The 25668-nt window shown below is 62.7% G+C and carries 25 protein-coding genes; 9 read left to right on the forward strand and 16 right to left on the reverse strand.

All coding sequences use genetic code 11. From position 1 onward, the window contains the following. Positions 1–420: 420 nt before the first annotated feature. The gene (locus tag ACPPVQ_RS18820; protein WP_426516763.1) at positions 421–714 is read right to left on the reverse strand and encodes a hypothetical protein; all 294 of its coding nucleotides are present in this window, start codon (positions 712–714) and stop codon (positions 421–423) included. 336 nt (positions 715–1050) lie between these two features. On the opposite strand from ACPPVQ_RS18820, the gene ACPPVQ_RS18825 reads away from it, so the two are divergent. Then, positions 1051–2019, forward strand: coding sequence for an IS481 family transposase (locus ACPPVQ_RS18825; protein WP_426516765.1), 969 nt, complete (start codon positions 1051–1053; stop codon positions 2017–2019). A 783-nt stretch (positions 2020–2802) separates the two neighbouring features. After that, entirely contained in the window at positions 2803–3096 is a 294-nt protein-coding gene (locus ACPPVQ_RS18830) for a DUF3631 domain-containing protein (protein WP_426516767.1), read from the forward strand. Between the two features lie 623 nt (positions 3097–3719). Here the strand turns inward: ACPPVQ_RS18830 and ACPPVQ_RS18835 are convergent. After that, entirely contained in the window at positions 3720–4448 is a 729-nt protein-coding gene (locus tag ACPPVQ_RS18835; protein WP_426516769.1) for a hypothetical protein, read from the reverse strand. 321 nt (positions 4449–4769) lie between these two features. Between ACPPVQ_RS18835 and ACPPVQ_RS18840 the strand changes: the two genes are divergently transcribed. Further along, positions 4770–6491: a hypothetical protein gene (locus ACPPVQ_RS18840; protein ID WP_426516771.1), complete on the forward strand. Its 1722-nt coding sequence runs from the start codon at positions 4770–4772 to the stop codon at positions 6489–6491. Between the two features lie 417 nt (positions 6492–6908). On the opposite strand, the gene ACPPVQ_RS18845 is transcribed toward ACPPVQ_RS18840, so the two are convergent. Both ACPPVQ_RS18845 and ACPPVQ_RS18850 read right to left on the reverse strand, forming a co-directional pair. Then, a complete protein-coding gene (locus ACPPVQ_RS18845; RefSeq protein WP_426516773.1) occupies positions 6909–7337 on the reverse strand; it encodes a hypothetical protein in 429 nt (142 codons plus the stop codon). A gap of 4 nt (positions 7338–7341) precedes the next feature. Further along, positions 7342–7767, reverse strand: coding sequence for a hypothetical protein (locus tag ACPPVQ_RS18850; protein WP_426516775.1), 426 nt, complete (start codon positions 7765–7767; stop codon positions 7342–7344). A 164-nt stretch (positions 7768–7931) separates the two neighbouring features. On the opposite strand from ACPPVQ_RS18850, the gene ACPPVQ_RS18855 reads away from it, so the two are divergent. Both ACPPVQ_RS18855 and ACPPVQ_RS18860 read left to right on the forward strand, forming a co-directional pair. Then, positions 7932–8435 (forward strand): hypothetical protein, encoded by a 504-nt coding sequence (locus ACPPVQ_RS18855; protein ID WP_426516777.1) that lies wholly within the window; start codon positions 7932–7934, stop codon positions 8433–8435. A gap of 135 nt (positions 8436–8570) precedes the next feature. Next, the gene (locus ACPPVQ_RS18860) at positions 8571–9560 is read left to right on the forward strand and encodes a zinc-ribbon domain-containing protein (RefSeq protein ID WP_426516779.1); all 990 of its coding nucleotides are present in this window, start codon (positions 8571–8573) and stop codon (positions 9558–9560) included. A 333-nt stretch (positions 9561–9893) separates the two neighbouring features. Here the strand turns inward: ACPPVQ_RS18860 and ACPPVQ_RS18865 are convergent, their stop codons facing one another. The 7 genes from ACPPVQ_RS18865 to ACPPVQ_RS18895 form a co-directional block, all read right to left on the reverse strand. After that, positions 9894–10745: a bifunctional 5,10-methylenetetrahydrofolate dehydrogenase/5,10-methenyltetrahydrofolate cyclohydrolase gene (locus ACPPVQ_RS18865; RefSeq protein WP_426516781.1), complete on the reverse strand. Its 852-nt coding sequence runs from the start codon at positions 10743–10745 to the stop codon at positions 9894–9896. Positions 10746–10749: 4 nt separating this feature from the next. Further along, positions 10750–11145 (reverse strand): carboxymuconolactone decarboxylase family protein, encoded by a 396-nt coding sequence (locus ACPPVQ_RS18870; RefSeq protein WP_426516783.1) that lies wholly within the window; start codon positions 11143–11145, stop codon positions 10750–10752. Positions 11146–11223: 78 nt separating this feature from the next. Beyond that, positions 11224–12624, reverse strand: a complete 1401-nt coding sequence (locus ACPPVQ_RS18875; RefSeq protein WP_426516785.1) for a hypothetical protein — start codon at positions 12622–12624, stop codon at positions 11224–11226. 75 nt (positions 12625–12699) lie between these two features. Then, the gene (locus ACPPVQ_RS18880) at positions 12700–13002 is read right to left on the reverse strand and encodes a hypothetical protein (protein ID WP_426516787.1); all 303 of its coding nucleotides are present in this window, start codon (positions 13000–13002) and stop codon (positions 12700–12702) included. 80 nt (positions 13003–13082) lie between these two features. Beyond that, complete coding sequence (locus tag ACPPVQ_RS18885; protein WP_426516789.1) at positions 13083–14591, reverse strand: FAD-binding oxidoreductase; 1509 nt, start codon at positions 14589–14591, stop codon at positions 13083–13085. A gap of 28 nt (positions 14592–14619) precedes the next feature. Beyond that, positions 14620–15519 (reverse strand): dioxygenase, encoded by a 900-nt coding sequence (locus ACPPVQ_RS18890; protein ID WP_426516791.1) that lies wholly within the window; start codon positions 15517–15519, stop codon positions 14620–14622. Next, positions 15519–16307, reverse strand: coding sequence for a glucose 1-dehydrogenase (locus tag ACPPVQ_RS18895; protein ID WP_426516793.1), 789 nt, complete (start codon positions 16305–16307; stop codon positions 15519–15521). Before ACPPVQ_RS18895 ends, ACPPVQ_RS18890 begins: the two co-directional genes overlap by 1 nt. A 161-nt stretch (positions 16308–16468) precedes the next feature. Between ACPPVQ_RS18895 and ACPPVQ_RS18900 the strand changes: the two genes are divergently transcribed. The 3 genes from ACPPVQ_RS18900 to ACPPVQ_RS18910 are packed head-to-tail and all read left to right on the forward strand — an operon-like array spanning position 16469 to position 19705. Continuing rightward, the gene (locus ACPPVQ_RS18900; RefSeq protein WP_426516795.1) at positions 16469–17665 is read left to right on the forward strand and encodes an FAD-dependent oxidoreductase; all 1197 of its coding nucleotides are present in this window, start codon (positions 16469–16471) and stop codon (positions 17663–17665) included. Beyond that, entirely contained in the window at positions 17662–18654 is a 993-nt protein-coding gene (locus ACPPVQ_RS18905) for an alpha/beta fold hydrolase (protein ID WP_426516797.1), read from the forward strand. The genes ACPPVQ_RS18900 and ACPPVQ_RS18905 overlap by 4 nt, the downstream gene beginning before the upstream one ends. Further along, positions 18647–19705 carry a maleylacetate reductase gene (locus tag ACPPVQ_RS18910; protein WP_426516799.1) on the forward strand — a complete coding sequence of 353 codons (1059 nt, stop codon included), beginning with the start codon at positions 18647–18649 and terminating at the stop codon, positions 19703–19705. Before ACPPVQ_RS18905 ends, ACPPVQ_RS18910 begins: the two co-directional genes overlap by 8 nt. Here the strand turns inward: ACPPVQ_RS18910 and ACPPVQ_RS18915 are convergent. Then, positions 19702–20295 carry a TetR/AcrR family transcriptional regulator gene (locus ACPPVQ_RS18915; RefSeq protein WP_426516801.1) on the reverse strand — a complete coding sequence of 198 codons (594 nt, stop codon included), beginning with the start codon at positions 20293–20295 and terminating at the stop codon, positions 19702–19704. The genes ACPPVQ_RS18910 and ACPPVQ_RS18915 overlap by 4 nt on opposite strands. 64 nt (positions 20296–20359) lie before the next feature. On the opposite strand from ACPPVQ_RS18915, the gene ACPPVQ_RS18920 reads away from it, so the two are divergent. Further along, a complete protein-coding gene (locus ACPPVQ_RS18920; RefSeq protein ID WP_426516803.1) occupies positions 20360–21178 on the forward strand; it encodes an SDR family oxidoreductase in 819 nt (272 codons plus the stop codon). Between the two features lie 10 nt (positions 21179–21188). Here ACPPVQ_RS18920 and ACPPVQ_RS18925 read toward each other — a convergent pair whose 3' ends face one another. From ACPPVQ_RS18925 to ACPPVQ_RS18940, 4 genes are read right to left on the reverse strand one after another with little or no spacing between them, the layout of a single operon-like run. Further along, the gene (locus tag ACPPVQ_RS18925; RefSeq protein WP_426516805.1) at positions 21189–21776 is read right to left on the reverse strand and encodes a TetR/AcrR family transcriptional regulator; all 588 of its coding nucleotides are present in this window, start codon (positions 21774–21776) and stop codon (positions 21189–21191) included. Between the two features lie 44 nt (positions 21777–21820). Then, the gene (locus ACPPVQ_RS18930) at positions 21821–23140 is read right to left on the reverse strand and encodes a glycine cleavage T C-terminal barrel domain-containing protein (protein ID WP_426516807.1); all 1320 of its coding nucleotides are present in this window, start codon (positions 23138–23140) and stop codon (positions 21821–21823) included. A 30-nt stretch (positions 23141–23170) separates the two neighbouring features. Continuing rightward, positions 23171–24091, reverse strand: coding sequence for a formyltetrahydrofolate deformylase (gene purU, locus ACPPVQ_RS18935; RefSeq protein WP_426516809.1), 921 nt, complete (start codon positions 24089–24091; stop codon positions 23171–23173). Beyond that, the gene (locus tag ACPPVQ_RS18940) at positions 24091–25665 is read right to left on the reverse strand and encodes an FAD-binding oxidoreductase (RefSeq protein WP_426516811.1); all 1575 of its coding nucleotides are present in this window, start codon (positions 25663–25665) and stop codon (positions 24091–24093) included. Before ACPPVQ_RS18940 ends, purU begins: the two co-directional genes overlap by 1 nt. Positions 25666–25668: the final 3 nt, after the last annotated feature.

The following is a 25668-nucleotide window of genomic DNA, read 5'->3' on the forward strand; positions in this document are numbered from 1 at the left end:
CGCGCCCATCTTCGGGACAGCTCTTTTGGGGATGCTATCGGCGCACACCGACATCGCTGGATCCTGCCTGTGCGAGTCGGCACGCGTGGCCAGTGCATGGAGGGCAACCCACTAGCCCGACCAATCGGCGACAACCACGAGGCGCCCTACCTCACGCGCGAACTCGACGGCGAGACAGATCGCGTCAGACCGTGGCGGATCGACGCCGAAGCACGGAGATGATCGCTTCCTGGGACGCGGTGATGGCCCAACCCACTCGAGCTACGTGCTCGCCCTTGTCTACTACCTAGCTCAAATCCCCTGACTCGGCCTACAACCGAAGTCATCACGTCCGGCGTTCTGCAGTCGATCATTCGGGAGCTTCAAAATTGGCACAAGTCCAGTGAAGCCCCGGATAGTGCACTTGCGGCCCGCGACGCACTAAGCACGCCGCCCGAGACCTGGCAACCCGCCCCGGACAGTCCGCACGCTATTTGCCCCGCCGAACTCGTCTTCGTACCGAGCTTTTCTGATGGCGCGCTCTTCCTCGATGCTCGTATGGAGGATCCTCATGGCCTTCACGTCGGTCTTACCCTTCTTGGGAACGTCTTTTTTCGCCGACTGAGGTTGGCGCTTGCCGACATTTGCGGCTGCCGCCTTGCGGTTCACATCGTCACTCTGTTTCGCTGGCGGATGCGGTGTCGCTGCCAAGGTGCTCGACAGGTTTTCGTTCACAATTCTGGCCAGCAACTGAGGGGAAGCGTGTAGCCCCCGCGCGACCTTGACGATGCTCTTTCGCGTGCCCGACCGCACATCCTTCGCTGGAGTTTGGGTTGCCCGCTGGGCACGAGGCTCTCCCGCCGATTGACTCTGACGTCGTTTCGAGGCGGCGGCTGGGATCTGGGGCTTTTTCGGATTGTGCCGCGCTGGCACTTTGGGCGCGCTGTGCACTACCTGTGCCGACCTAGGTGTACTCGGCCACGAGGTTGGTGGCGTTTTGGGTCTTGACGTGAGGAGAACCTCCGGTTGAGGGTGTGGCTTGTCTATGGCCCACAACCGCCGGAGGTTCTCGTGTCCCACCGTAATGCTCGGCTAACGTTTCACGGCAGGCTGCTGATCGTTCAACGCCATCAAGCGCATTGGAAGCAGGCGCATATCGCGGCCGCGATGGGAGTGTCTCGAAAGTGCGTTAAGACCTGGATCGACCGGTTCGAGGCTGACGGCGAAGATGGCCTTTGGGATCGGTCCTCGCGTCCGCACGGGTCGCCGGGCCGGACGTCTCCTGCGATTGAAGGCGCCGTTCTCGAGCTCCGTCAGAGCCAGCGGCGGGGACAGGACTGGATCGGCGCGGAACTGGGTGTCCCGGCGCGAACAGTGTCGAGGATCCTGCGCCGGCACGACGTTCCTTATCTGGTTGAGCTGGATCCGATGACCGGTGCGAAGATCCGGGCATCGAAAACGACCACGGTCCGTTACGAACGCGACAAGCCCGGCGAGCTGGTCCACATGGACGTGAAGAAACTGGGGAAGATCCCGGATGGCGGAGGGTGGCGCGGTCACGGTTGGACGATCGCGAACCACCAATCACGGGTCGCGAAGCCACCGGTCGGCTATGACTACGTGCACTCGCTCGTCGACGACCACTCCCGGCTCGCTTACTCGGAGATCCTCCCCGACGAGAAGGGTCCCACTTGCGCCGGGTTCCTGACCCGGGCGGCCGCCTACTTCGCCGACCACGGCATCCCCCGGATCGAACGGGTCATCACCGACAACGCATGGGCATACCGTTACAGCATCGGCAGCGCTGTTGCCGCCCTCGGCGCCGAGCAGAAGTTCATCAAACCCCACTGCCCCTGGCAGAACGGCAAAGTCGAACGCTTCAACCGCACCCTCGCCACCGAGTGGGCCTACCGTCAAGCCTTCACCAGTAATGCCGAACGAGCGGCAGCACTTGCGCCCTGGCTTGAGACCTACAACACTCGACGACGTCACACCGCACTCGGCGGCCAACCACCGATCAGCCGGACGCTACCAACGTGATGGCCGAGTGCACCTAGGTGCCGCGGCTCCCGAGTCGATAGTCTTCCGCTCGTCCACGCGGACGCGCCCACCGCCGAACGGTGCGGCCGGATCGCCCAACCCTGCGCATCGCTCGCCGCTTTCATAGTGGATCGACATCTCCCCGTTGCGCATGAGGACGTGCTGCGTCCTGCAAACCGCGCATTCTCGCGAGGCGAGCCCCCCGCCTGGCCTGGCGCCTAGTGCTTCGACAGGATCATCGGGCGTGGACCTGGATGCCAGGCGGTCGCGCAGTTTCTTAGCCGCCGCTGGGGTGAGCTGAGCCGACGGTCCTTGACGAATTCGGCCAGCTCTTTGAGCACTGCCATAGCCAATTTCGAATCAACTCCGAACTCACTCGCGACTTCGTGCACCCGTGGCGTCTTTGCCAATCCCACTCCTCAGTTCCGGACGAGATTGAAGCTATCGAATCTGTAGGCACGTACAGGAACCCCAGTTCTGGGGTTTCCGCCAACACCCGGACGCACCTCGAAGTCGTGTGGGGGTCTGCGTCTTCCGAAGTGGTTCCCGAGTCTCGCCCCGAAACGCGTGGCCATGGTCAGTGCAAGCTGACAGAAACGGTCTAGGGCAGACCGCTGGACAGACGGCTTTGATCAGCCCCGGTGACGCATCATGCCCCGCAGTTGTGAGAGTTTGAGACGCGCCTTAGGTCTCGAACTTGTGCCCCTGGAGGTGTCTGGGTTCAGGACATGGGTCTCAGTTGAAGGTCCCTGGTGAGTCGGGACATCGGTCACAGTCGGAGACATGTCTCGTGCTCGTGTCGCCGTATTGAAGTCCGTGTCCAAGCAGCTGACCGTGACCGCGACGGCGGCCGAGTACGGGTTCTGCCGCCGCGTGTGGGAAGCGATCATCGCCGTCGCTGATCTGGCTGGTGGCTCGTGGCCGACGATGGCTCGAGATGCTGCTACCCACCTCGTCCATGCCGAGAAGGGCATTCTGATCTTCCAAACCCACCTATCGGAATCGTCGTGCCGTAAGTCCAAGGGCCTTAGTGGTCGTAGGCGGCCAGGGAGCGCAGGGTCGAGGGCCGGCGCCTGATCTAGAATCGGGGCATGGCTTGTTCAAAGTGTGGATTTGACGGACACAACAGTCTCACCTGTGCGGGTCCGAATCAGACATGCCCGAACTGCGGCAAACCGACCGCCAACATGAACGACTACTCCGAGCGCCACGACAGTGACTACTGTTCACCCTTCACTTCTCCTGCGTGTTGGGGCTGACAACGCGTTTCAACCTAACGGCGAATGGTCCCTTCATTCATGCCATCGGGAGCGGCAACTCGAACACGTCACACCGCGGGATAGACAAAGTCGTTGACGGTGTTTTGAGGTCCCAATCCGCTCCGTTCATATGAAGGGAGCTCTCAGCAAGATTGGCCACCAGCTGCCGCGTGCCGCGGGATGTCGGATTCTTCGTTCTTCGGGCCGTTTACAACGGATTTACTCCCTGACGCGCATCGATTCCCGACACATGTGGCAGATTCTGGGGGGTAGGCAAGATGTGGTTTCCTATACATCTCAGGCTCTGCGTGAAGGGACTGACGCACTGCCTGCGTGACATCAACCTCTCACCTAATCGTGCGGCAGTCCCGGATACCTAGCGAAGCTTTGCGCGGGATGGTTGGTTCCGACCCGCCACAATCGGAGGCGCGTCGGTCGGGCCTAGTGCTTCGGCCAGGTGTCTAGGCGTAGTTCCGAGACCACGGCGATCACGTGTTCGCGGAGTGATCCGTGGCGATGCCAGCCACTCTCCTCCTTCATCCAGACCTCTACGGGTCCTTCCGCGGTGCAGCGGACAGCAACACCCCGCCTGGTCCTCTCGTCGCGGAACAGGATGCAGTACGACAGCGGTTCGGGGTAGCCGATGATGCCTTCGTCCATTTCAGGGAGACGACGATCGATCTCGTATCGGTACTGAGGGTTCCCCTCTCCAGGCCACGTCGCGCGAAGCTCGCCGGGCGCGGACAGTGCAAACCAGCCGTTGATGCTGATGGCCTCTATGGTCTCCGACGTCTCGTGAGTCCCGGCTATGAGGTACGGGCGTGCTTGGGCCAACTTTCCGTCGTTTGCGACGAGGTCTCGCCGAGCGGAAGGCAGAAGGGTGGTCGGCCGCTGAGGAAATGGAACCATGACCGCATTCACGACCTCGCGGTCAGGCATGTCGCCCTCCGTGATGTGCCGTACGGCCGGTTGCGCGATCCGTGCCGCATTCTCCTCCCAATACTCCTTGGTGGAATGCCACAGGTCTTCGACCTCTTCTTGGAGTCGGGTGCGGGCGGCCTCGATCAGTTCTTCGAACCGCTGCCGTTCCGCTGCGTCGCGTTCTGCCTGTGTGGCGCGCTCCTCGTCTCTGGCGGCGCGAAAGGCATCGATCTCGTCACGGAAGCTCACTCGGCTGAGTCTAGGGCGCAGTGGCGACAGAGGCTCTCCTGGTGGGCGGTGCGGCGTCCGCTGGTGGCTGACCATGACGACAGGCAAGGGTGCGACGAGTCCACTTCACGCTACGCGCGATTTCGAGGCTCCTCTGGCCCTAGAAGTTACGGTGGCGACGCGCCCCCATCCATCGTTAGTGAAGCCAAGACCTAGTCAGGTGAGTTGAGCGTTCCGAGACGAATTGCGAGACCACTACTACGACGTGCAGTCCCCACCGATGCCCGTGCGTCCGTGAGGTCCGCGTCGGTAGTGTCACACCATCGCGCCAGAATATGACACATGAGACATATCGACACCGCACCCGGAGCAGCAGCTTTAGCGGAAGAGATCCTCGGCGAACGATCGAAGCCCCTTATCCTCATCAGCACGACCAACGATGGAGCCCTACAGTTCGACCTTGAGCTGATCGCCCGTGAAGTCGCCGACGACGCAGACGTCGTAACGATCGCAACGGGCGAGGCCACCTACGCGCTCGAGAACGCCCTGCCCGCAAAATCCCACGTCTTTGCCGGGGCCGCGCGTTCCTACCCGGTCGACTTTGGGGCCAACGCTGACTGGCGCAGATCGATCCTCCGATTCCCAGACCGGCATAGCGCCGACGAGCTCATTGAGGATGCGCTCGCGCAAGTGACCGTTAGTACGAGGCCGGCCACGGCAACACGTCGTGCATGGGTACGCGCGACCGTCGAGCGTGTATCCGGCGCGTCAGGAAATGTCGCGAAGCTCGAGAACGGCGAGCGAGTAATGGTCGTGGCGGACAACCTTCCCGCTCACCTTTCACTCGCGGACGCACTGGTCGAAGGCGGTCCGGTCGAAGGGTGGCTGACCGAACGTGATCTCGCACCCGAGGCCGATGAGGTCGACCTTGCTCGCTTCAAGGACGGCTCCGTGACACTCGCGCGCGTGGTGAAGGTCACATTGCAGCGGGCGTACCTGGCACTTCACCCCGCTGCATTGGAAATCACTCTGCGCCGACGGGACCTGATTCCAGACGTCGATGCTGGCGAGAACGTCGAAGTTCAGGTCGCGGACGTCGTGCGCGCCGGCCAAACGGTACGGGCTCGCATAACCAGATCCGGAGTGGCCATTGGGCTCTCCCTGATAGACGTGGACACCGAAACGACTCTGGTGCCGTCGCTGCCGCTTCTGCGTGGTGGGTTGCCATGGCTTCGCGAAGGTGTCCATGCGAAGGAACCAACGCCAGCCCAAGACCTGCCCACTCTGTCAGATGGCCACGTGACCGGGATTCTCCATGAGTCGACGCACTCGGTGGCGGCGGATCAGACCCAAGCTGCGCCCGCATCGCCGGCATCCGAGCCGATCATGTCCGCTACCGCACTGGCTGAGCTCCGCGACGAGATCAGCGAACTCCGAGGAGCATTCGGGCGGCTCGGACGCGAACTCCGCGCCGGAACCGATCTGGAGACGCTAGACAGGCTACGCGACGAGTCCACCGTGCTGTCCGCTGAGTTGCACCGTGAGCGCGCACTGCGCCGGGAGCGGGACATAACGATCTCTGGGCTCCGGCAAGAGTTGCGGGAGGCGCGCGCATCGCGGCGGGAAGAGAGCGCTAGCGCGCGAACCGCGCGCGACGCGTGGACAAGCGACGAGGAATGGCTCCGCTTTGAGGTATTCACGACCTGGGCCGATCGAACCATCGCCTCCGAAAAGTCGCTGCACCCGCTCCGCGACTACGCGATCGGTGCGAAATTCATGCAGAGTCTGAGTTCTCTCGATGCGGGTCAGCTCGAGAAGGCGCTTCGCACGATCGTGGACGTGGCGACCCGTCGTGTCGCGGAGATACCCGCGAGACAGCTGCACAGACTGCGTGAAGGCGAGGGCGGAAGTGACCCCTATGTCACCCGCTCAGATGGAGCCACCTGCTGGAGAGCGTCGCTAGAGGCTAACGCGCCTTCCGCACGCCGCTTACACTACTGGCAGCTTCCCGGCGGCCGGATTGAGTTGAGCCGTGTCGTCCTTCACGACGACGTCGAGCCATAGCGAGTCAAGGACCTCGTGAGATTTTGGACAGCACTAATCGTCATCATCATCGTCTCCCAGGAACTCGGCCTCCATGCCATAGATGGCCCCCGACACCTCGGACATATCGCTTGAACTCAACGAGGAGTACTTTTCGTTGTATTCGCCTTCGCCCATAGTGCTGTCCCACCTCCGGTCGATCAACTCTTGGACCAACTCTGGGTTGTTTCGCCGTCTGCCCATCTTCGTTGTCTCCTCTTGCGTTCGGATCGTGGCGGCGGACGTGGACACAGACATTGCGCAGAGCCCGCCTATTCCTTGGATCCTAAGTGTTAGGTGTTCGCTCGCGCGTGAATTGGCACACAGATGGTTAGCACGGGCGCGTCATCGAGGACCAGCACCAGCCGTCACCCAGCAGGCGTATCGCCAGGTGTAACCCTAAGAGAGTAGCTCGGCGATCCGCCGATTCACTCGCTCGGTCACCGCATGGGTCTCGCACACCCAGACTCCGTCAAACGGTTCGATCGCGGGCGAACCGCAAACCGAATTCAGGCCGATGTAACGCGCACAGAAATGCTTCTCCTCTGGCAGCAACTCGGCAGGCGCGAGATGGCTGTTCGCCCACCATCTGTCGCCTCGCCGATCGAAATGATCGGGGCAGTACCACCACCATGTGCCGCCTTCGGGCTCGCTGGTCTTCGTCCAGTGCCTCACGAGCATGATGTCTTCGATCGGATACCACGGGTCAGCTTCGGTCACCCCACAATCGGAACACTGATTCTCGTATTCGTGGCCCGAATAGATGGTGCGGTCTTCCAATTCCGCCAGCGCAAGCGGCGTCTCGACTTTCATTTCTTCGGCAAGCATCGCCCTAGCTTCCTTCTTGATTGGACAGCAGAGGAAGGTCGTCGGGCGCGGTTCGTCTCACTTCGTTGTAGTAGTGGCGCAAAAAGCCAAGGCCGTCGTTGTCGATCCAACGACCGCCTGCCTCGTCGTCGTGCCACGTGTTGGGCCAGCCCGACCAGGCACGATTATCTGTGTAGCCGGCAGCCTTGGCGATGGTAAGACGTTCCGTTGCCGTCGCGCCGCGCCCTCGTCGCCGGTTCAACGCGTAGAGCTGCCCGAACAATATGAGTCCGCACCAGTCCTTCTGCTCGCGGTCGCCGTTCACGAGTGGGGTCACGGGTGCCGAATCGAATTCAGGGTCGAAAACGCCCTCCTCGCGCATAGGAGCTAACTTTCGCTCGCCCGCTGACTCAGGATCAACGTTGCGAAGGAGTTCGAGTTCATCAGCCATGCTCCGCAATCCATCGATCAGGACTTGGAGCGTTTGCTGTCCGTTCTCCGAGATCACATGCACCTCTCGCAGTACTGCTCGGGTATTGGTATGTGCGAGTAACTATATCTATATACTCAACAGTACGCCAGTACTTGAACGTAGTTGGGTATCGAGAGTCGCTCGTGACCCGCGGATTCAAAGCGGAGGTGGTCTGCGTCCATCACCGCCGCTGGGTCGGGCTCAGCGGCGGGCATCAGTTCGGGGTTGCTCAGGAGTACGTTGACGCGGCACTCGTCTTCAAGAAGCTCCGGCGACGCAAACGCATCGACACCCGCCTCTACCTGGTGCTTGTCGACGCGCTCACGCAGGTTCCCTCCGGCCTGTCACTGCCCGGCGCAGAGTCCGAAGCATTCATCGACGCTGTTCGCCTCGCAGCGCACCTCACCCGTCAGGACTTCCTCGGAGCGCTGTTCGCACACCCGAGCGACTACCGGGCGGGGTGGGAGCGCGTCAACGAGATGGTGCGTAACGTGTTGGGTCGAGACGACAAGACGGTCGTTCGCGCCGTGTGGCTCTACCTTCGGCCAACCTTCGCCGCGCTCCGACACGCGTGGGTCACCCAAACCCCTTACGAGCCGTTCCACCTGCACGACCTCCGAGTTTCGGCGCGCATCGCCGACGCCTAGCTGGCTGCTGAGCCCGCCGACCCGAACCTCCCTCGGAGGAAGCTGCTGGAGCCCTTCGCCGACTACCTTGCGTTCACCGAGGACGACATCGATACGGTACGGCGCAGCGGCAACGAAGTCAGCCGCGTTCTCGGCATGGAGACCCTCGCGCGCGCCACCGTCCCGTTCCTGTGCGCTGCGGGTCACCACACCATCGTCCACGAGCTCGTCGACAGCGACCGTCGGCTCCGCCGGACTCCCGAGTGCACCATCTGCAGCGGACGCACGGTAGTCGCCGGCATCAACGACCTCCACAGCTTCGACCCCGCGGTCGGTGCCGAAATCGACGAGGTGCTCTCTCGCTGCACGGCCATCGACGTGAGTCACGCCAGTTCCCGTGAACTCGCTTGGACGTGCCCGGTTGGCCACCGCTACTGGGCAACCGTCAACAACCGCGTACTCAACCACACCGGATGCCCATGGTGCTACGGACGCGTGCTGCCCGGTGTCACGGACCTCACCACTACCCATCCGCATGTCGCTGCTGAGCTAGACGACTCAACGCGTGACGCGCTCCATCTGACCGCGAACAGCGAATATAAGCTCCATTGGAAATGCGGTGCCGGCCACACCTACTCCATGCGAGTGGTCGCGAGGGTGAAGCTCGACATGTGCCCGGAATGCCAGAAGGAGAGGAACGCCACGGAAGGCGACAACCTCACGTGCACCCACCCCGACGTTGCGAAGCACTGGCACCCGGCCCGCCACGGCGACAGGCGACCCGAGCACTTCACCCACGGTTCACGCGAGACGATGTGGTGGATATGCGACTTCGGGCACGAATACCCACAGCGCATCGAGCGACGGACCAAAGGCATCGGCTGTTCCGTCTGCGCACGCCGGCGCCTTGTGCCCGGCGTAACCGACCTCGCCTCCCAGGAACCCGTCATGGTCCTCGAGTTCCACCCCTACAAGAACGGGCCTCTCGAACCGCGAGAAGTTTTCCCCAGCGACACCAAGTTCCACTGGCGTTGTCTGGCAGCCAACCATCTCACTCATCAGACCGTCCAGCACCGGCGACAGTCATTCGGATGCACCGAATGCGACCAAGACGACCGGATACTCGCCAAGCCATTGAAGACCTAAACAAGATAAGCCAAAAGGCGCCCTCACAAGCTTGTTGGGCTTTTCTCAACCGGGTTCGGCTTCCGCGCGTTGAGTCAGTGACCTCAGCGCGGTGGAAGCGAGCGTTCGTTGCCTCCCCGACCGCGTTCGGCATCAGCAGCGGGTCGGAGTCGCCACGGGCTGATCCGAATCGGGAGCATTGTCAGTCCAAGGCTTCCGGCGCCCATGTCGTAGGTCAGAAGCTCGAGTCGCTCGTCCTCAGCCGTGTCCCTCACCGGATCAACTCCTGAGCCTCATCGCGTGTGATGATCGCAGGGCATTCGGCACGTATCTCGGAACCTGAAGTACGCCGCGTCACGCACGCTGGATTTCCGCAGCCCGAAGGGTGTTGCGAAGAAGCTCGGCGATCGTCATCGGCCCGACACCCCCGGGCACAGGAGTGAGATGTGATGCGTGGCCGAGAAGTTCATCGAATCGTACGTCGCCGCGGAGTCGCCCTCCGACGCGGTGGATTCCCACATCGATCACGGTTGCGCCCTTCTTCACGTGCTCCCGTCCGATCAGACCGGGGATCCCGGCTGCGACGACCAGAATGTCGGCGCGCCTCATAACGTCGGAGGAGTTCCGTGTCCGTGAATGCACCGTCGTCACCGTTGAGTGCCGATGAAGCATGAGCTGGGCGAGTGGGCGTCCGACGAGTTCCGACCGTCCAACGACGACGACCTCGGCGCCGGCGAGCGGAATCTCGTGAGCATCAAGGAGGGTTAGCACACCGCTCGGCGTGCACGGCCGGAGCCCGATCTGATCGCGGGCGAGGAGTCCTGCACTGGTAGTGGTCAGCCCATCGACGTCCTTCTGCCACGGAATTCGATCGATGATCGCCGCGGCGTCGAGCCCGTCTGGAAGCGGCAATTGAACCAGGATGCCGGAGACGGCCGGATCTGCGGCGAGTTTGTCAACGACGCGGATGACCTCATCCTGGGCCGCGTCTCCGGGAAGGTGCACGTGAAGATCGGCTATCCCGGCAGCGCTCGCAGCTCGGCGCTTGTTGCGGACGTAGACCTCCGACGCCGGATCATCCCCAACCAGAATGGTGGCCAGCCCCGGCGTGGTGCCCGTCGAATGCGTGAATGCCGCTACTGCCGTTGCGACTTCTACACGGACGTCGTCCGCAGTTGCCTTGCCGTCGATGATCCGTGTCGCCACGACGCTATTCCTTCTCCAGTGCGCCGAGCACGTTCTGCGCGGTGCGCGTGGCCTCGAGCGCTGCAGGAACACCGCAGTAGATCGCGGCTTGAAGCAGGATCTCCTGGATCTCGTCGTGAGTGACGCCGTTTCGGATCGCACCCTTGACGTGTAAGGCGAATTCGTCCATCTTTCCCAGCGCAGTCAGCATGGCCAGGTTGAGCATGCTGCGGAGACGGGGTTCCAGGCCTGGGCGATTCCAGATCTCGCCCCAGCAGTACTGCGTAACCAAGTCCTGGAGAGGCCGGGTGAAGTCTGTCGCGTTTCCTCGCGAGCGGTCCACATGTGCGTCGCCAAGCACGCGACGGCGCATAGCGTCGCCCCGCTCCGTCGCTGTCGCTGCGCTGCTGTCTGTTGTCATCGTCGACCCCTCACCATTTTTGATAGTGACTCTCATAATACGGGTCGCGAGTAGGCATGTCCACCCGCGACCCGTCGCTCAGACCGTCACCGGGTACTTGCTCGGGATGGCCGAGACGTCGAACTTCTCGTTGCGAACCGGGTCGATCAGGTAAGGGAACCGTGCCACTTTCGCGCGAATCTCCTTCTGATTCGAACCTTCGTCACCCCAGAGAACCGTCACGTCGGTCCCCTCGTCCACGTAGCGGGTATCGATCCACGCGAGCGAGATCGTTTCGTGCGACCAGAGGGTGAATGTCCGCCCCGACGTGGTGCCGATGTCTTCTCCGTCGACCAACACTTTGTCCGCCCGCAGAACACCCGTGGTGGTTGCGGGGTACCCGACTTGGTACATGAAATCGTTCGGAATGATCATCGGTGTGTATTCCGGACCGCCGCGCAATTCGGAGCTGACGATTTCGGCGACGTCCTCAGCGTTCCAGACCAGAGTGACCATCGTCGTCCTATTGGCAGCTGCCTCCGCCTCGAGTGCGGCTCGACCCGGGAACTCGTGGTTGAAATTGACCATATGGCCCCAACCCAGGTCGTACGGACTGAGGAACCGGCGCGAGGTGTCCTGGCCAGCGCTACCGGTGAAGACGACCTCACTGAAGTCAAATCCGACCATCTTCATGAAGGTGAAGATGCCGGGATCCTCCGGACCCCACGCTAAGGGCATGTGGTAGAACGCCTGACCGAAACCTCCCTCGGTGTGCTCGCACATGTAGGCCTGGACGCCGAGCTTGCGAATTCCATGCGGGAGGCCGGCGTCGTAGATCGCCTGGTAGACCTTCTGAGCATCCTCGATAGGACCGTGGATCTCATACGACAGCGTGGCCGCCATTCCGATGCGCAGAATCGTCACCTCGGTTCCCGCGATACGGGTAGGACGGTGTCGAAGGAACGCGACGTCATGGAGGTTCTCCTCGGTGGCGTCTTCCAGGATCTCGAGGGACTTCGGGCCGCCGATCTGGAACAGAAACGTCTCGCCGGTCAGGTAGTCGAGTTCGAAATCGAGATCCTCGAACTGCGTGGCACGGTAATCCAGGTATGGAGAGAGCCAGAACGAGATGAACTCGTCTTCGGCCATCCGCATCAGGATTCCGTGTGCTCCCACCTTGCCGAAGTGGTCCGTCAGAATTGCATGACGTGCGGCGCCGACCTGGAATTTCTGGAAGCTGTTCACGCAGATCGCCTGCAAGAACTTCAGTGCGTCGGGTCCAGAGATCTTTGTGGTCGGAGACGGGTTGAGGTGGCCGTGGATGTACGCGGTCTTCTTCCAGGACTGGGTTTCATCGCGCCAGCCTGTGTATTCCCATGCATGAGCGCGCCCACCGAAGGTCCAGTGGTTCAGAAGGTACTGAACGGGGCGCTCGTCGTGCGGAACGTACTCCGACTGCGGCCAGACACGGTGGTTCGCCTCGTTGAGGTCGTCGGACATGTGTTGCTTCTCTCTTCGTTGAGGTGGGACGCGCGTCGATTCTCGTGCGGGGGACACGTCCTCGACGCGCGTCGGTCAGATGCGTTCGCCCTTGACTTTTGCCGCAGGGAACAGGCCGGCCTTGGCCTTGCCGGTCAGGGTGTCTCCGTCGAGGACGAAGTTGAACGACATTTTCAGGGACATGGGCTTGGTGAGGTCCACGCCGAAGGTCAGGGTGTCGCCGTCGACCTTGCCGTCCTTGATCTCAGCCGTGCCCGTTGTCGGACTGTCCGTGGTGCCCGTGAGCACGTCGCCGTCGACGTGGAAGTCGGCGACGAACGATTGTTTGCCCATCGGAGACGACATCACGACGTTCCATTTGCCTGTTGGGTCAGCCATGACCCCTCCTTCTTGTTCGGATTGTCGGGCGGGTGATTGCCCCGCCCGAGGTGGTCCGACGACGTGTGCCGTCGGAGTCTTCACGCGCGCCGGAGGTGGCGCGGCCAGATGCCCGATTTGCCGGGTGCGAGGATGCCGTTCGGGTCGAGCGCGTCTTTGATCGCCTCCGCGAACCTGAGTTGCGCTCCGCCGCCGAAGTCGAATTTCGACTGGACGTGATCCATGTTCTGCAGGTTGGTGCGATACGGGACGTACCCGGATTCGGCGAGGCGGTCCACCATCGCGCCGTAGGCCGCGAATACCGCCTGCGTCTGATCGAGTTCGCGCGGGTCGTAGAACGTGGTGGAGATATGGAGAGCGCTTCGGGGGCTCAGCAGAATGCCGCCAACGGAGAACAGTCCGAACTCGGCGTACAGGTCTCGCATCAGTTCTTGAACACGTCGGACCTCGGACCCACGCGAGGTACTCAACGGCGAGAGGTCCAGATGAGCCGTTTCTGCGCCGAACGGGAGCATCGCAGGGTTGAGGAGATCCATGTCGGGTATCCCCCTCTGCACACGTTCGTCGTGGTTCGAGGGTCCGTCGTGGTCGGTCCCAGCGAAGTCCTTTCGCAAGAGCGTCACACCGTCGATCGAACCGAGAGCCTCCTCGACGACGTCGAAGTTGGCGTCGACGATGGCCGGCTTCCCATAGAGAGCGAAGCGAGCACTCCATCCGTTCCCGCCAGGAACGAGTTGCATCGACCCGTCAGCTCCGAGCTCCAATCCGCGCATGAACATGGGCAGATTGGTGATGACCCCGTCGAGCATGAGGCATCTCATCGAGTCGATGACATTGCTGAGGACGTCCAGCCCCGAGAAGAGCGCCCAGCACGGGCTGTACTGTTCCGGCCGAGGCAGGAGCCACACTCCGACTTTGGTGACGATTCCGAGATTCGACTGCTTGAACAGGCCTTCGACGCTCGGACCGAACGAGTGCCGGTACGTGTGCCATGTCGGGTTGTCCGTCATCGCCCCCATTCCCGTTCGAAGGACCTCCCCGTCGGGTAGGACGACCTCCATGCCGCAGAGTTGCGATGCGTGATCGCCATTGGGCGAGTACCCGATCCCGTAGTCGACGGAGTTGCCGACGACACTCCCCCAGCCGAGGTCTGGGATCGAAGACCACAGGCCGCCACCGTCCGCCTCGAGCGCATCGTGGAGGTCGAACCAACGGACCCCTGGCTCGACGACGGCGTACGCCAGCTCGGTGTCGATCTCGAGCACCCGGTTCATGTTGCGCAGGCTCAGGATCACGGACCCGCGGAGACGTGGCGCGGGTCCCCCATACGTGTTGTTACGACCTTGGCTTATCGTCCAGAGGTGGATGCCTACCTCATTCGCAAGACGGACGATGTCCTGAACCTGTTCCGTGGTGGTCGGGCTGACCACCGCGGCCGCGTCGAACTCGTCGGTCTCGCGATAGCTGTAGGGGTCACGGTACTCTCGCAGCGCTGCGGCGTCGGTGATCACCGCATCGCGCCCGACGATTGCGACCAAACGATCGATGATCTCGGGAGTGAGTGTGAACGTGTCGTGAACGACTGTCATAGTCGGTACTTTCTGTGCGGGCTGATTGTCAGCGCTCGGGACTGAGGACGATGTCGAAGACGACATCGCTCCAGCTGGTGTGGACGACGCGCCCGTCCGGGGTGGGCTCGGAAGCGGTGTGCGGTGAAAAGTGCTTGACCAACGACTCCTTGACCCCGAAGACCGCATCGGTCTCGAGCCTGGGGTCACCCGCCACGAAGATGTGGGTGACCAGTCGGCCGTAGTCGGGAGCGGTAACCATGAAATGCAGGTGTGAAGCACGCATCGGTGTGCGATGAGCGTGGTCGAGCAGCTCACCGACCGGACCGTCGTGGGGAATCGGATACGGAGTGGGGGTGAGTCCCCAGAACCGATACTCACCCTGGTCGCCGGTGAAGAGATGCGCGCGACCTGCGACCCGCTCGTCTTCGTACTGGACGTCGTAGTGCCCCTCGTCGTCGGCCTCCCAGACCTCGATACGGGCGCCGGCGATGGGCTCACCGTCGATGCCGGTGACGCGGCCTGACACCCAGCAGGGCTCTCCAGACGCGCCACCGGAAATGTCTCCCCCGAGCGCGATCCGGGGCGCGTCCTCGAGGAAGAACGGCCCGAACACCGTCGACTCGGTGGCCCCCGCGACCACCGGGTGGTTGATCCCGATCGTCAGCATCGAGAGCCCCAGCACGTCGGACAGAAGGATGAATTCCTGTCGTCGATCGTCCGAGATCTGCCCCACCCTGGTGAGGAAGTCGATGCCCTTCTCCCACTCGGCCTCGGTGAGCCTGACGTCGCGGACGAACGCGTGCAGGTGTTCGGTCAGGGATTGCAGGATGAATCGAAACCGCTCATCGGGGGTAGCGGCAAAACTGTCGATGACCCGCGCGGTCACATCGCGCTCTGCCTCTGCCCGGTCGATGGGGTCGACGTTCGACACGGTCTCTGGCCCCATCAGAAGAGGTCGTCGAAGCGGGTCCCGGTTCCCCCGAGCGCGACGCCACCGTCTACAGCGAGTGCGTGACCGAGCATGTACGAGCCCGAGTCCGAGCAGAGCCATAGAACCGCCTGTGCCATCTCTTCCGGTCGTCCCATCCGGCCGATCGGAGTCGAGAGAAGCAGCCGATCGATTGCCGGCCGCGGGAGTGCCGCTATGAAGGGGGTGTCGATGAGTCCCGGGCAGATGGCGTTGATTCGGATGTTCTGCGTTGCGTAGTCCATCGCGGCCGCCTTGGTGAGTCCGACGACCGCGTGCTTGGCAGCCGTGTAGCAAGCGAGCGTATATCCGCCGATGAGACCGGAGACAGAGGCCGTGTTGACGATGGCCCCGCCGCCGGCTTCGACCATCTGCGGGATCTCGGCTTTGAGGCAATAGAAGACGGATGTCAGGTCGACGTCGATGACGTGTCGCCACTCGTCGGATGACAGCTCGGCGAGCGGAACATTCGTCGCCTCGATCCCGGCGTTGTTGTGTGCGAAGTCGAGCCGGCCGTGCCGCTCGACGATACCGTTGACCAGATCATTCACGCCAGTCTCGTCGGCGACGTCGACCGAGACGAACTCCGCACGTCCTCCGGCCGCTTCGATCAAGGCGACCGTCTCGGTTCCGCCGGCCTCGTTGATGTCGGCAACGACGACGGTTGCGCCACTGTCGGCGAACGCTTGAGCGCTTGCGCGCCCGATCCCCGAGCCCGCGCCGGTGACCAGGGCCACCCTGTCGTGATAGTCGAATGTTGTGTTCATGTGGTCGTGCTCCGATCAATTCTTCGTTGAATCGCGTGATGTGCGCCCGAACTATGCCTGCGCAGTTCGTAAGACACGAGTCTAGCGAATAGACGTGCGTCTTGTACACTGGCACGACGGGTTGCTCAACGAACCCGGTGTGATCAAGGGAGACACAGCCGATGGAAAAGACAGACGTTGCGATCGTCGGAGCCGGTCCGGTGGGCCTCACCTTGGCTTTGGCGCTGGGCAGGGCAGGGGTGAACGTCGTCGTAGTAGAGCGCGACGCAGAGATCAACCTTTCACCGCGTGCGATGGTCTACCTACATCCGCTGCTCCCCGATCTCGATCGGCTCGGACTGGTAGCAGGCATGCTCAAGCGTGGTTTCCGTGATGATGAGGGACTCAACCTTCACCTCGCTTCGACCGGCGAAGTGATCAGCATCCCGAATACCGCCCTGGACGGAATCGATCCGTTCCCCTTCAACATCCATCTGGGGCAGGGTGAGTACTGCAGCCTCGTGGCTGAACTCCTCGCCGATCTGGACAACGTCGACGTCCGTTCCAACTCGGAAGTCGTGACGATCGATGACCAGGAAGCGACGGCAACCGTGCATCTTCAGGTGAAAGGCGTCTCGCAGGCGCTCGAAGCTCGCTACGTCGTCGGAGCGGATGGAGGGCACAGTGTCGTCCGAGCCTCGATCGGCGCATCCCTGGAGGGAACGACGTGGGGGGAACGATTTGTCGCCACCAACGTTCGGTTCGACTTCCGGAGCAGAGGATTCAAGTCCTCGAACATGTACATCGACCCCGAGATCGGGTGCATCATCGCTCAGATCACACCAGATGGACTCTGGCGTTGCACCTATCAGGAGTCCCTGGAATTGCCGGAATCAACCGTTGCCGATCGCATTCCCCAACACTTCGATCGGTTGCTGGGCGCGGACGCATCAGTCGAATTGGTCGATTTCCGGCCCTATCGCATGCACCAGCGCCTGTCTTCGTCGTTGCGATCCGGCCATGTCGTACTCGCCGGCGACGCTGCACATCTCACCAATCCAACCGGCGGCCTCGGGCTGACGACCGGGCTCTACGACGTCCTGCTCCTTGAGGAAGTCCTCCTTGCAGTCCTTCGTGGTGAGGCCGGCGACGAACTCCTCGACCGATACGCCGAGGAGCGATCGCGTGTCTTCTCGCACGTGTCGTCGCCGAACGCCACGTACTTCAAGACGCTCGTCTATGACACGACCGACCCAGCGGTGGTCGACGCTCAGGTGCAACCGTTCCGAGACGCAGCGAAAACCCTCGAGGGCCAACGCGCTTTTCTGAGTGGTCTTGACATGGTGCGGTCACCGTCACTGACGGGAGCGCACTCATGAATTCGGCACCGCACCTGTCAGAGCGGGCCGCCGTCACAATTCGGCGCGGGTCATTCTGGATCGAAGGCGATCCGACGCCGAGCGCGTTCGGCACGATCCAACGCGGTCCGATGTACGTGCACTGGGAGGCGCCCGCAGATGCGACTGATCGCCCGCCGCTGATCCTCGTGCATGGGGGCGGTGGTCAGGGCACCGATTGGATGACGACCGCAGACGGTCGCCCCGGGTGGCTTGATGCGTTCGTGCGAGCTGGGTATCCGACCTATGTCGTCGATCGGCCGGGCCACGGACGATCACCACACCATCCGGACGTTCTCGGAGAACCGGGAGCGCCTGGAGGATTCGAATCGACCATCGGCGTGTTCGCAAACCCTGTGCTGGCGGAGGCGCACACCCAGTGGCCGTGGGCGCGGAGTGCTGAGGGGTACGAGATCGCTCAGCTTGCCGCCAGCGCCGGCTTCATCGCAGCCGACTTCGCAGCCGCCAACGACATCGACGGTCGTCGTCTGAGTGAACTTCTCGACCGGACCGGGCCGGCGGTCCTCATCACACACTCGGTCGGCGCTGTGGGCGGCTGGCTCGCCGCTACTCTGAATCCGGCCTCGGTGCTTGCTGTTGTCGCGATCGAACCGATGGGTCCTCCCTTCACTTCCATTCCGGGACTGGGCTCACTCACGTGGGGGGTGACTGCCGTACCGCTTCCGACAGAACCCCCGATCCTCGGACCGGAGGAGCTCGTCGCCCAGCGTGGATCAATGACGATCCCCGGTCTTGCCGGGCTGCCTATTGTGGTTGTGGCCGCTCCAGCCTCACCCTTCGCGGGCGGCGCCGCGCCAGTCGTCGACTTCCTCGTTTCGACCGGCGCTCGCGCGGAGCTGCTTCGACTCGAGGAGCACGGTGTGGTCGGAAACGGACACGGGGTGATGCTCGAAGCCAATTCCGACGAAGCGATCGAGCCGATCCTCGTCTGGCTCGAAGAACATGCCTGATCTACCCTCGCTCCGCTTCGTCTTCGGATCGATACCCGACCAGATCGTCTTCGAAGCCGGGCAGGCGCGTGAGAACGTGGCTCGCGAGGCGGCGCGGCTCAACCTCTCGAGAGTCTTGCTGATCTCATCTCTCCGGGAACGAGGTCGTGCCGGCGAGGTCGCAGCCGGGGCGCCGACGGTTGGACATTTCACCGATGTGAGGCAGCATGTGCCGATCGAAAGTGCGGAAGCAGCCCGAAGCTATGCGCTGAAACTGGGGGTCGACGGGCTGTTGAGCGTCGGCGGCGGGTCGACCACCGGCACGGCGAAGGCGATCGCCCTCACGACGGGACTTCCGATCATCGCCGTCCCGACGACATATGCGGGATCCGAAGTAACTCCCGTCTGGGGCATGACGACTGCGGCCAGAAAGGAGACCGGAACCGATTCGCGCGTTCTCCCGGCCTCCGTCGTCTACGACCCCCGACTCCTTGCCGATCTTCCGAAAGAGATAGCAGTCGCCTCAGCGCTCAATGCGATGGCGCACTGTGTGGAGGCGTATTGGGCGCCTCGGGCGAACCCGATCCTGAGCCTGTTCGCATCCTCAGGTATCGAAGCCCTTAGTCGAGGCCTCTCGACCCTGGACTCCGACAAGGAGCCGCCGCAGGAGCGTTTGCTTTTCGGGGCGCTCCTGGCCGGCCTTTCATTTGCCGGCGCCGGCTCGGGCTTGCATCACAAGATCTGTCACGCGCTCGGAGGTGCATTCGACCTTCCGCACGCACCGCTGCACGCCGTCATCCTGCCGCACGTCCTGAACTTCAACGCCGCTGCCGTTCCCGACGTCACGGCACAGATCGGCGTCGCCCTGGGGACCCTCGACCCGATCGCCGGCCTTCGGGAACTCTACGCACGAGTTGGCGCACCTCGGACTCTCAAGGAAATCGGGCTGCGTAAGGACCAGCTCGACGCGGCCGTCGAGGTTGTCGCCGCGAGACTTCCGATAGACAATCCCCGCCCGGTGACTCGCGGCGGCATCGCCGAGATCCTCGGCGCAGCGTTCGGACGCGACTAGTGCGCGTCGTCGACCGCCCACTCGCTGGTCAAGGAGCTGACCAGGTGTTCCCGACTATAGGGAAAAGCGGTGTTCGTCCAGAAATAGAGGGTGCGCTCCATCTGAATGACCCGCACGAGGATTCGAGTGACCGATTCGTCATCGCCCCCGAGCTTGGCCTGAAGGTTGGGCATGTCGTTGGCGACGCGCGTCATCCCCTGCAGCCAGTCCTCGGCGAGTTCGGGTTCGAGGCTCAGCGCTTGATTCGCTGTCAGGGCAATTCGACCGTGGTTCTCCCAGTAAGTAACCATTCTGTCGACCCAGAGGCGCGTGGCCGCCCAGGTGAAGTCAGCCCCTCGGTCGAATTCTCTGAAGAGGGCGTCAACCTCGGGGAGATCTACTTCTTGCCACGTGTGCGCAAGAGCATCGACCTTGCTCTTGAAGTGCAAGTAGAAGGTCGCCCGGCTGGTCCCTGCAGCCTCAGCGATCTCGTCCACCGTCGTCGAAATGAAGCCGGTCTTCACAAACGATTCCCTGGCCGCATCCAGCAACCGCTGGCGAGTCGCGGCCTGCTGTTCCTGGCGGAGCGTGGGCGGGCGGCGCGGACTCATCTTCCAATCCTAGGCGGTGGGCCAGAACCGGCCCCCGGCCGTTCACCTCGAGGAGAACAACGATATGACTGAGATCGCCGGCACAATCGCCATCGTCACCGGAGGTGCGTCAGGTATCGGACGAGGCATCGCCGAGCAGCTGATCGCCGAAGGTGCGACAGTAACGATCGCTGACATCGACGGCGACCGAGCCCACACTGTTGCCGCCGAAATCGGGGCGACCGGGGTCGCGCTGGATGTGACGAATGCGAGCCACGTCCAAGCCCTCGCCGACAGCGTCGTCGCGATCCATGGAAAGATCGACATCGTCGTCAACAACGCGGGTGTCGGACCGGATGGTCGCATCGCCGACCTCACCCTGGACGATTGGCGGTGGATCATGGACGTCAACTTCTTCGGCGTTGTCAACGGCATCCACGCCTTTCTCCCTGCGCTGCGATCCAACCCTCACGGCGGCCATATCGTGAACACGGCGTCGATGGCCGTCTTTCTGCCGCTGGAGGGCCTCGGTCCCTATGTCGCCTCCAAGCTCGGTGTGCTCGGGATGTCCGAGGTGCTGGCGATGGAGCTGGCCTCGGAGGGTTCACAGGTCGAGGTGACGGTCCTCGCGCCTGGACCCGTTCGGACGAACATCCGCGAGAGCCTGAAGCATCGACCTGCCGGACAGGTGGGCAATCTTGCGGACGTCGATCTGGAAGCTTCAGAGGCGGCGAGTGGATTGCGGTGGATCGATCCACGCGAGGCGGGTCGCATCGTCACGCGCGCGATCCGGAACAACGACTTTCTTGCGATCACGCACCCGGAGTGGTGGCCGATGGTCGCGGAGCACGAGTCGGCGACCGAAGCAGCCTTCGCGAAGTACCCGCCCGGTCTTCCAGGCTAGGCCGACCCGCTCAGTCGATGACGAGGTACTGCCGCGCTTTGGCGAGTGTGGCCGTCGGGTCGTCATCCGGACCGTGCGACCAATGGACGATGGCCGACCACAGTCCGGCCCAAATGGTCCCGCCCAGGACCTCGGCTTCGAGCGAGTCGGCGGCGAGACCGCGGCGCCCCGCGACGAAGCGGGTGACGATGGCGGCCCACTGTTCGTAGCTGTCCCAAGCGGCGGCGACATCCCCTGATTCTTTCGAGATCAGCGCGATGCGCGATTTGATGATCGGAAGACTCGGGCGCTCGTCGGTCAACATGTGTTGGTAGGCAGAGAAGACGACGTCGAGAAGCCGGCCATCGGCTGGCTGCGCATCGAGCAACGCTTTGAAACGATCGACGCTGTCACCGTAGCTGTCCCACAGGATCGAAGCCTTGGTCGGGAAGTATCGGAACAGAGTCGGCGCGCTGATCCCGGCCGCAGCCGCGATGTCGGTCATGGTCGTTTCTGCGTATCCGGAGCGATCGAACAGCTCGAACGCGACCTCACTGATCCGTGCGTTGTCAGTGGCGCGCGGACGCCCGCGTCCCCGCTTCTGCACCACCCGATCCACGCTCGACACTCTAGTTGACACAGTTCGGGATGGCCCCGATTCCGTCACAGAGCGGCAACGTCGACGCGGCGGCGGTCTTCTTTGTACGGCGCCGGCGCAACCGTTGCTCCGACGCGTCGTTGCCTGCTTCCGGGATCACCCCACACGACCTCGACCCGAGTTCCCGGTTCCGCATGCTCGACATCGAGCACCGCGAGCGAGATCATCTCGCGGAAGAAATAGCTGTAGCAGCGTGAGGTGGTACTCCCGACCTGTCTGCCGTCGACGAGCACCTGGTCTGCCACAACGTTGCCGAGGAAGGACCGCGGCCATTCAAACGGTTTGAACGGCACCTCATCCTTGTCGAAAAGCGACGCCACGATGTCCAGGACATCGTCGTTATCCCAGACCAACGTTCGAATGATGCGTTTCGGGTCCGCGACTTCGCCGCGGAGCGCTTCATCTCCGAGGAACGCGTGATCGAAGTTCACGCTCTTCCCCCAGCCCAGTTCGACCGGGGTTCGGAAGAGGGCGCTGGCGTCCGGGGTGGCGACGCTTCCGCTGTGGTTTCGGAAGAACTCGATCGGTCGATAGGACTTGTCCTGTACCCAGGCGCGGAAGTCGTCGAGTCCCTCGTCGAACCACGCGGGGACGAAGTCGACGGTGGGAGTCGGGAAGCATGCCTCGATGTGATTCACCATTTTGGTCCTGCCGCCGAGGCGCCGGATGCCGCGCTTCTGGCCCAACTGCCAGATTCGCTCGTACACGGCCGCGCCCTCATCCCAGACACCGTGGAGCTCGTATCCGACTTCGCCGGCCATGCCCTGCCGAAGGAGCTCGACTTTCATCCCATCGATCGTGACCGTTCGGAACCGCATGAAGCGGATGTCGCGCAGATCCTCGCCGGTCGCCTCCTCAAGCAGCGCAAGGGACTCCGGCCCTTGAACCTGTTGGATCGTGTATTGCTCGGTCACGTCCTCGGCGACGACGTCGTAGTCGCCTGCCTGAAGGCGATACATGGCCCAGGGGACGGCGAAGCCGCTGGTGAAGTGCAACACGTCCTCGGAGATTCGCATGAGGATGCCTTCGCCCATGATCTTTCCGTTGTGGTTGCAGAAGACCGCGTGCTTCGCCTGACCGATGTCGAATTTCGCGTAGCTGTTGATGGTGTGGTCCGAGAAGAACCGGATGGCGTCGGGGCCCGAGAGTCGCATCTTCGTCATCGGCGACCAGTCCCCGATGTAGCAGGTCTCCTTCCACGATATGCTCTCATCGACCCAGCCCGTGTACTCGAACGGTTCATAGAAGCCGCCGAACGCCGAGTACCTGGGGATGAAGGGGTCGAACGGAACAGTGGGGACGTGGCGGATGGGGGACTCGGTCATGATGGATGCTCTCTGTCGACGATGACGTAACTAGGTGAGGACCACTGTGGAGCGGCCGGAGATGACGACGCGGTCCTCGCTGTGCCATCGGACAGCGCGTGCGAGCACGCTCCGCTCGACATCGGCGCCCCGGCGTTGCAGTTCCGCGGCGGTCTCGCTGTGGGTGACGCGGACCACGTCCTGCTCGATGATCGGGCCTTCGTCGAGGTCCGGAGTCGCGTAGTGCGCGGTCGCGCCGATCAGCTTGACGCCGCGATCCTTGGCGCGGGCATACGGATTTGCTCCCATGAAAGCAGGCAGGAAGGAGTGATGGATGTTGATGACCGGTACGCCGACCTTCTCGAGGAAGTCGGTCGAGAGGATCTGCATGTACCGGGCAAGAACCACAAGGTCGACGTTTCCTGTCACAAGGTCGAGCTGTTGCGTCTCCATCGCCTCCTTCCCTTGTTTGTCGAGGGGCGTGTAGAAGAAGGGGATGCCGAACGATCGGACCGCGGCGCCGTGGTCGCGGTGATTTGACACGACCATCGCGATGTCGATGTCGAGGTCTCCTCGCCGGCTTCGCCACAGCAGGTCCATCAGGCAGTGGTCGTATTTCGACACGAAGATGGCGACCCGTTTGCGTGTGGCAGCGTCATTCAGAGTCCAGTCCATGTCGAAGCGGCTCGCGATCCGCTCGCCGAACTGGACGGCGAAATCCTCTTTGGTCTCCTGCAGATCGGGGAGGTGGAAGACCGTGCGTTGAAAGAACTCACCGCTGTCACTGCTGGTGGAGTACTGGGTGAGCTCGACGATATTCGCGCCGCGTTCAGCGAGGAATGAGCTGATCGCCGCGACGATGCCAGCCTGGTCCCTGCAGTGGACAAGCAGCCGGCCAATGGTGGTCGGGTCGGGTTCGGTCGGGCTGGCCGTGAGGTCGGTCGGCGCGGCCACCGCGTGAGTCGTGGGCATTACGCGCTCCTTTCGTTGCGTCGGTTGTGGGGCCAGATGCCGTGGCGACCCGGGGAGAGGATGCCGTTCGGGTCGACGGCGTCCTTGATCGATTCGACGAAGCGTCGATAGGCGTGGTCGTTGAACGAGTACTGGTCCGAGGCGAGGTCCATGAAATCGAGGTGCGCTCGGTACTCGCCGTAGCCGAGTTCGCCGAGCTCTTTGACAAGGAGTTTGGCCAGGCTCATCGCGTTCCGAACGCTGTCCCCATCGGTATGGTCGAACTGCATTCCGCAGACGATCACGCAGGACCGTTCGCCGGTGATGAGGATGCCACCGGAGAAGTTGAGGCCGTGCGCGAGGATGCGGGTACGGAGTTCGTCGACAACGAAGCGCACCTGTTCTCCGGACATCGGCACCACGGGCGAGAATCCGACGTGGCCGACATGGTCGGGCGTGAGCTCGACCGCTTTCAGGGTCGGGATGCCGGCCTGGATCTTCTCGTGCGCGAGTGTGATCTCGCCATATTCTTCAGGCGAATAGATGCGGTTGAGAACGAAACGCCCACTCGGGATCTTCTCCCACGCCGCTTTGATCTTGGCGATCTTGAGTTCAGCGATGTCGCGATCGCCCCAGACGGCGGCACGGGCCGCCCAGGCACCGACACCGGTTCGGATCCCGATTTCGCGGTACTCCTCCGGTGTGAGCTGACGCCGGGCAGTGACAACCGGGTCATCTGTGAGCATGACCGCGGCGCGCAGTGTCGGATACAGGGAGGGGACTCCCTCGAGGTGCCCCGCGAGCCGCAGTTCGCGAATGGTGTCGATCGCCAGAGCGAGGTCGGCGTCTTCGCCGATGGACAGTATGAGTGGGGCGTATGCCTCGGGTTTGCGCTTCAGCCAGACACCCATTTTCGTGACGATTCCGAGGTTCGATTGAATGAACAGCGGTTCGAGGGTCGGCCCGAGGTTGCGCTTGTAGACATGCCAGGATTTGCCACCGGGGATCGCTCCGTGGCCGGTTCGCAGGAGCTCTCCACTCGGGAGGACGACTTCCATTCCGCACGGGAGCATGTAGTCGGCTCCGTAGGGCATGTATGTGATGCCGGAGTCCATCGAGTTTCCGATCAGGCTTCCCCATCCGATGTCCGGGACGGAGTGGGTGAGCCCTGGCGCCTGCTCTTCGAGCGCCGCGTGAAGATCGAACCACCGCACTCCCGGCTCGACGACCGCATAGGCGAGCTCCTCGTTGATCTCGAGCACTTTGTTCATCCGCCGGAAGCCGATTTGGATGGAACCACGCACACGGGGCGAAGGACCGCCGTAGCCGTTGTTTCGGCCTTGCGAGTGCGGCCAGACCGGGACGAGGAATTCGTTCGCCAGTCGCATGATCTCCTGGACCTGTTCCGTGCTGGTCGGCTGCACAACGGCGGAGGCGGCATATGTATCGTCGTCCGGCACCCAATACGGGTCCTTGAACTCGTCGACTTTGGGCCGGTCGACTTCGATGCCATCTGGGCCGAGGAGCTCTGTCAACTGTGCGATCAGTGACTCGGAGAGGGTCAGTGCGGGGTCGACAACAGTGGTGTCAGTCACTTC

The organism is Leifsonia sp. McL0618 (genome assembly GCF_049994905.1).
Classification (GTDB): domain Bacteria; phylum Actinomycetota; class Actinomycetes; order Actinomycetales; family Microbacteriaceae; genus Diaminobutyricibacter.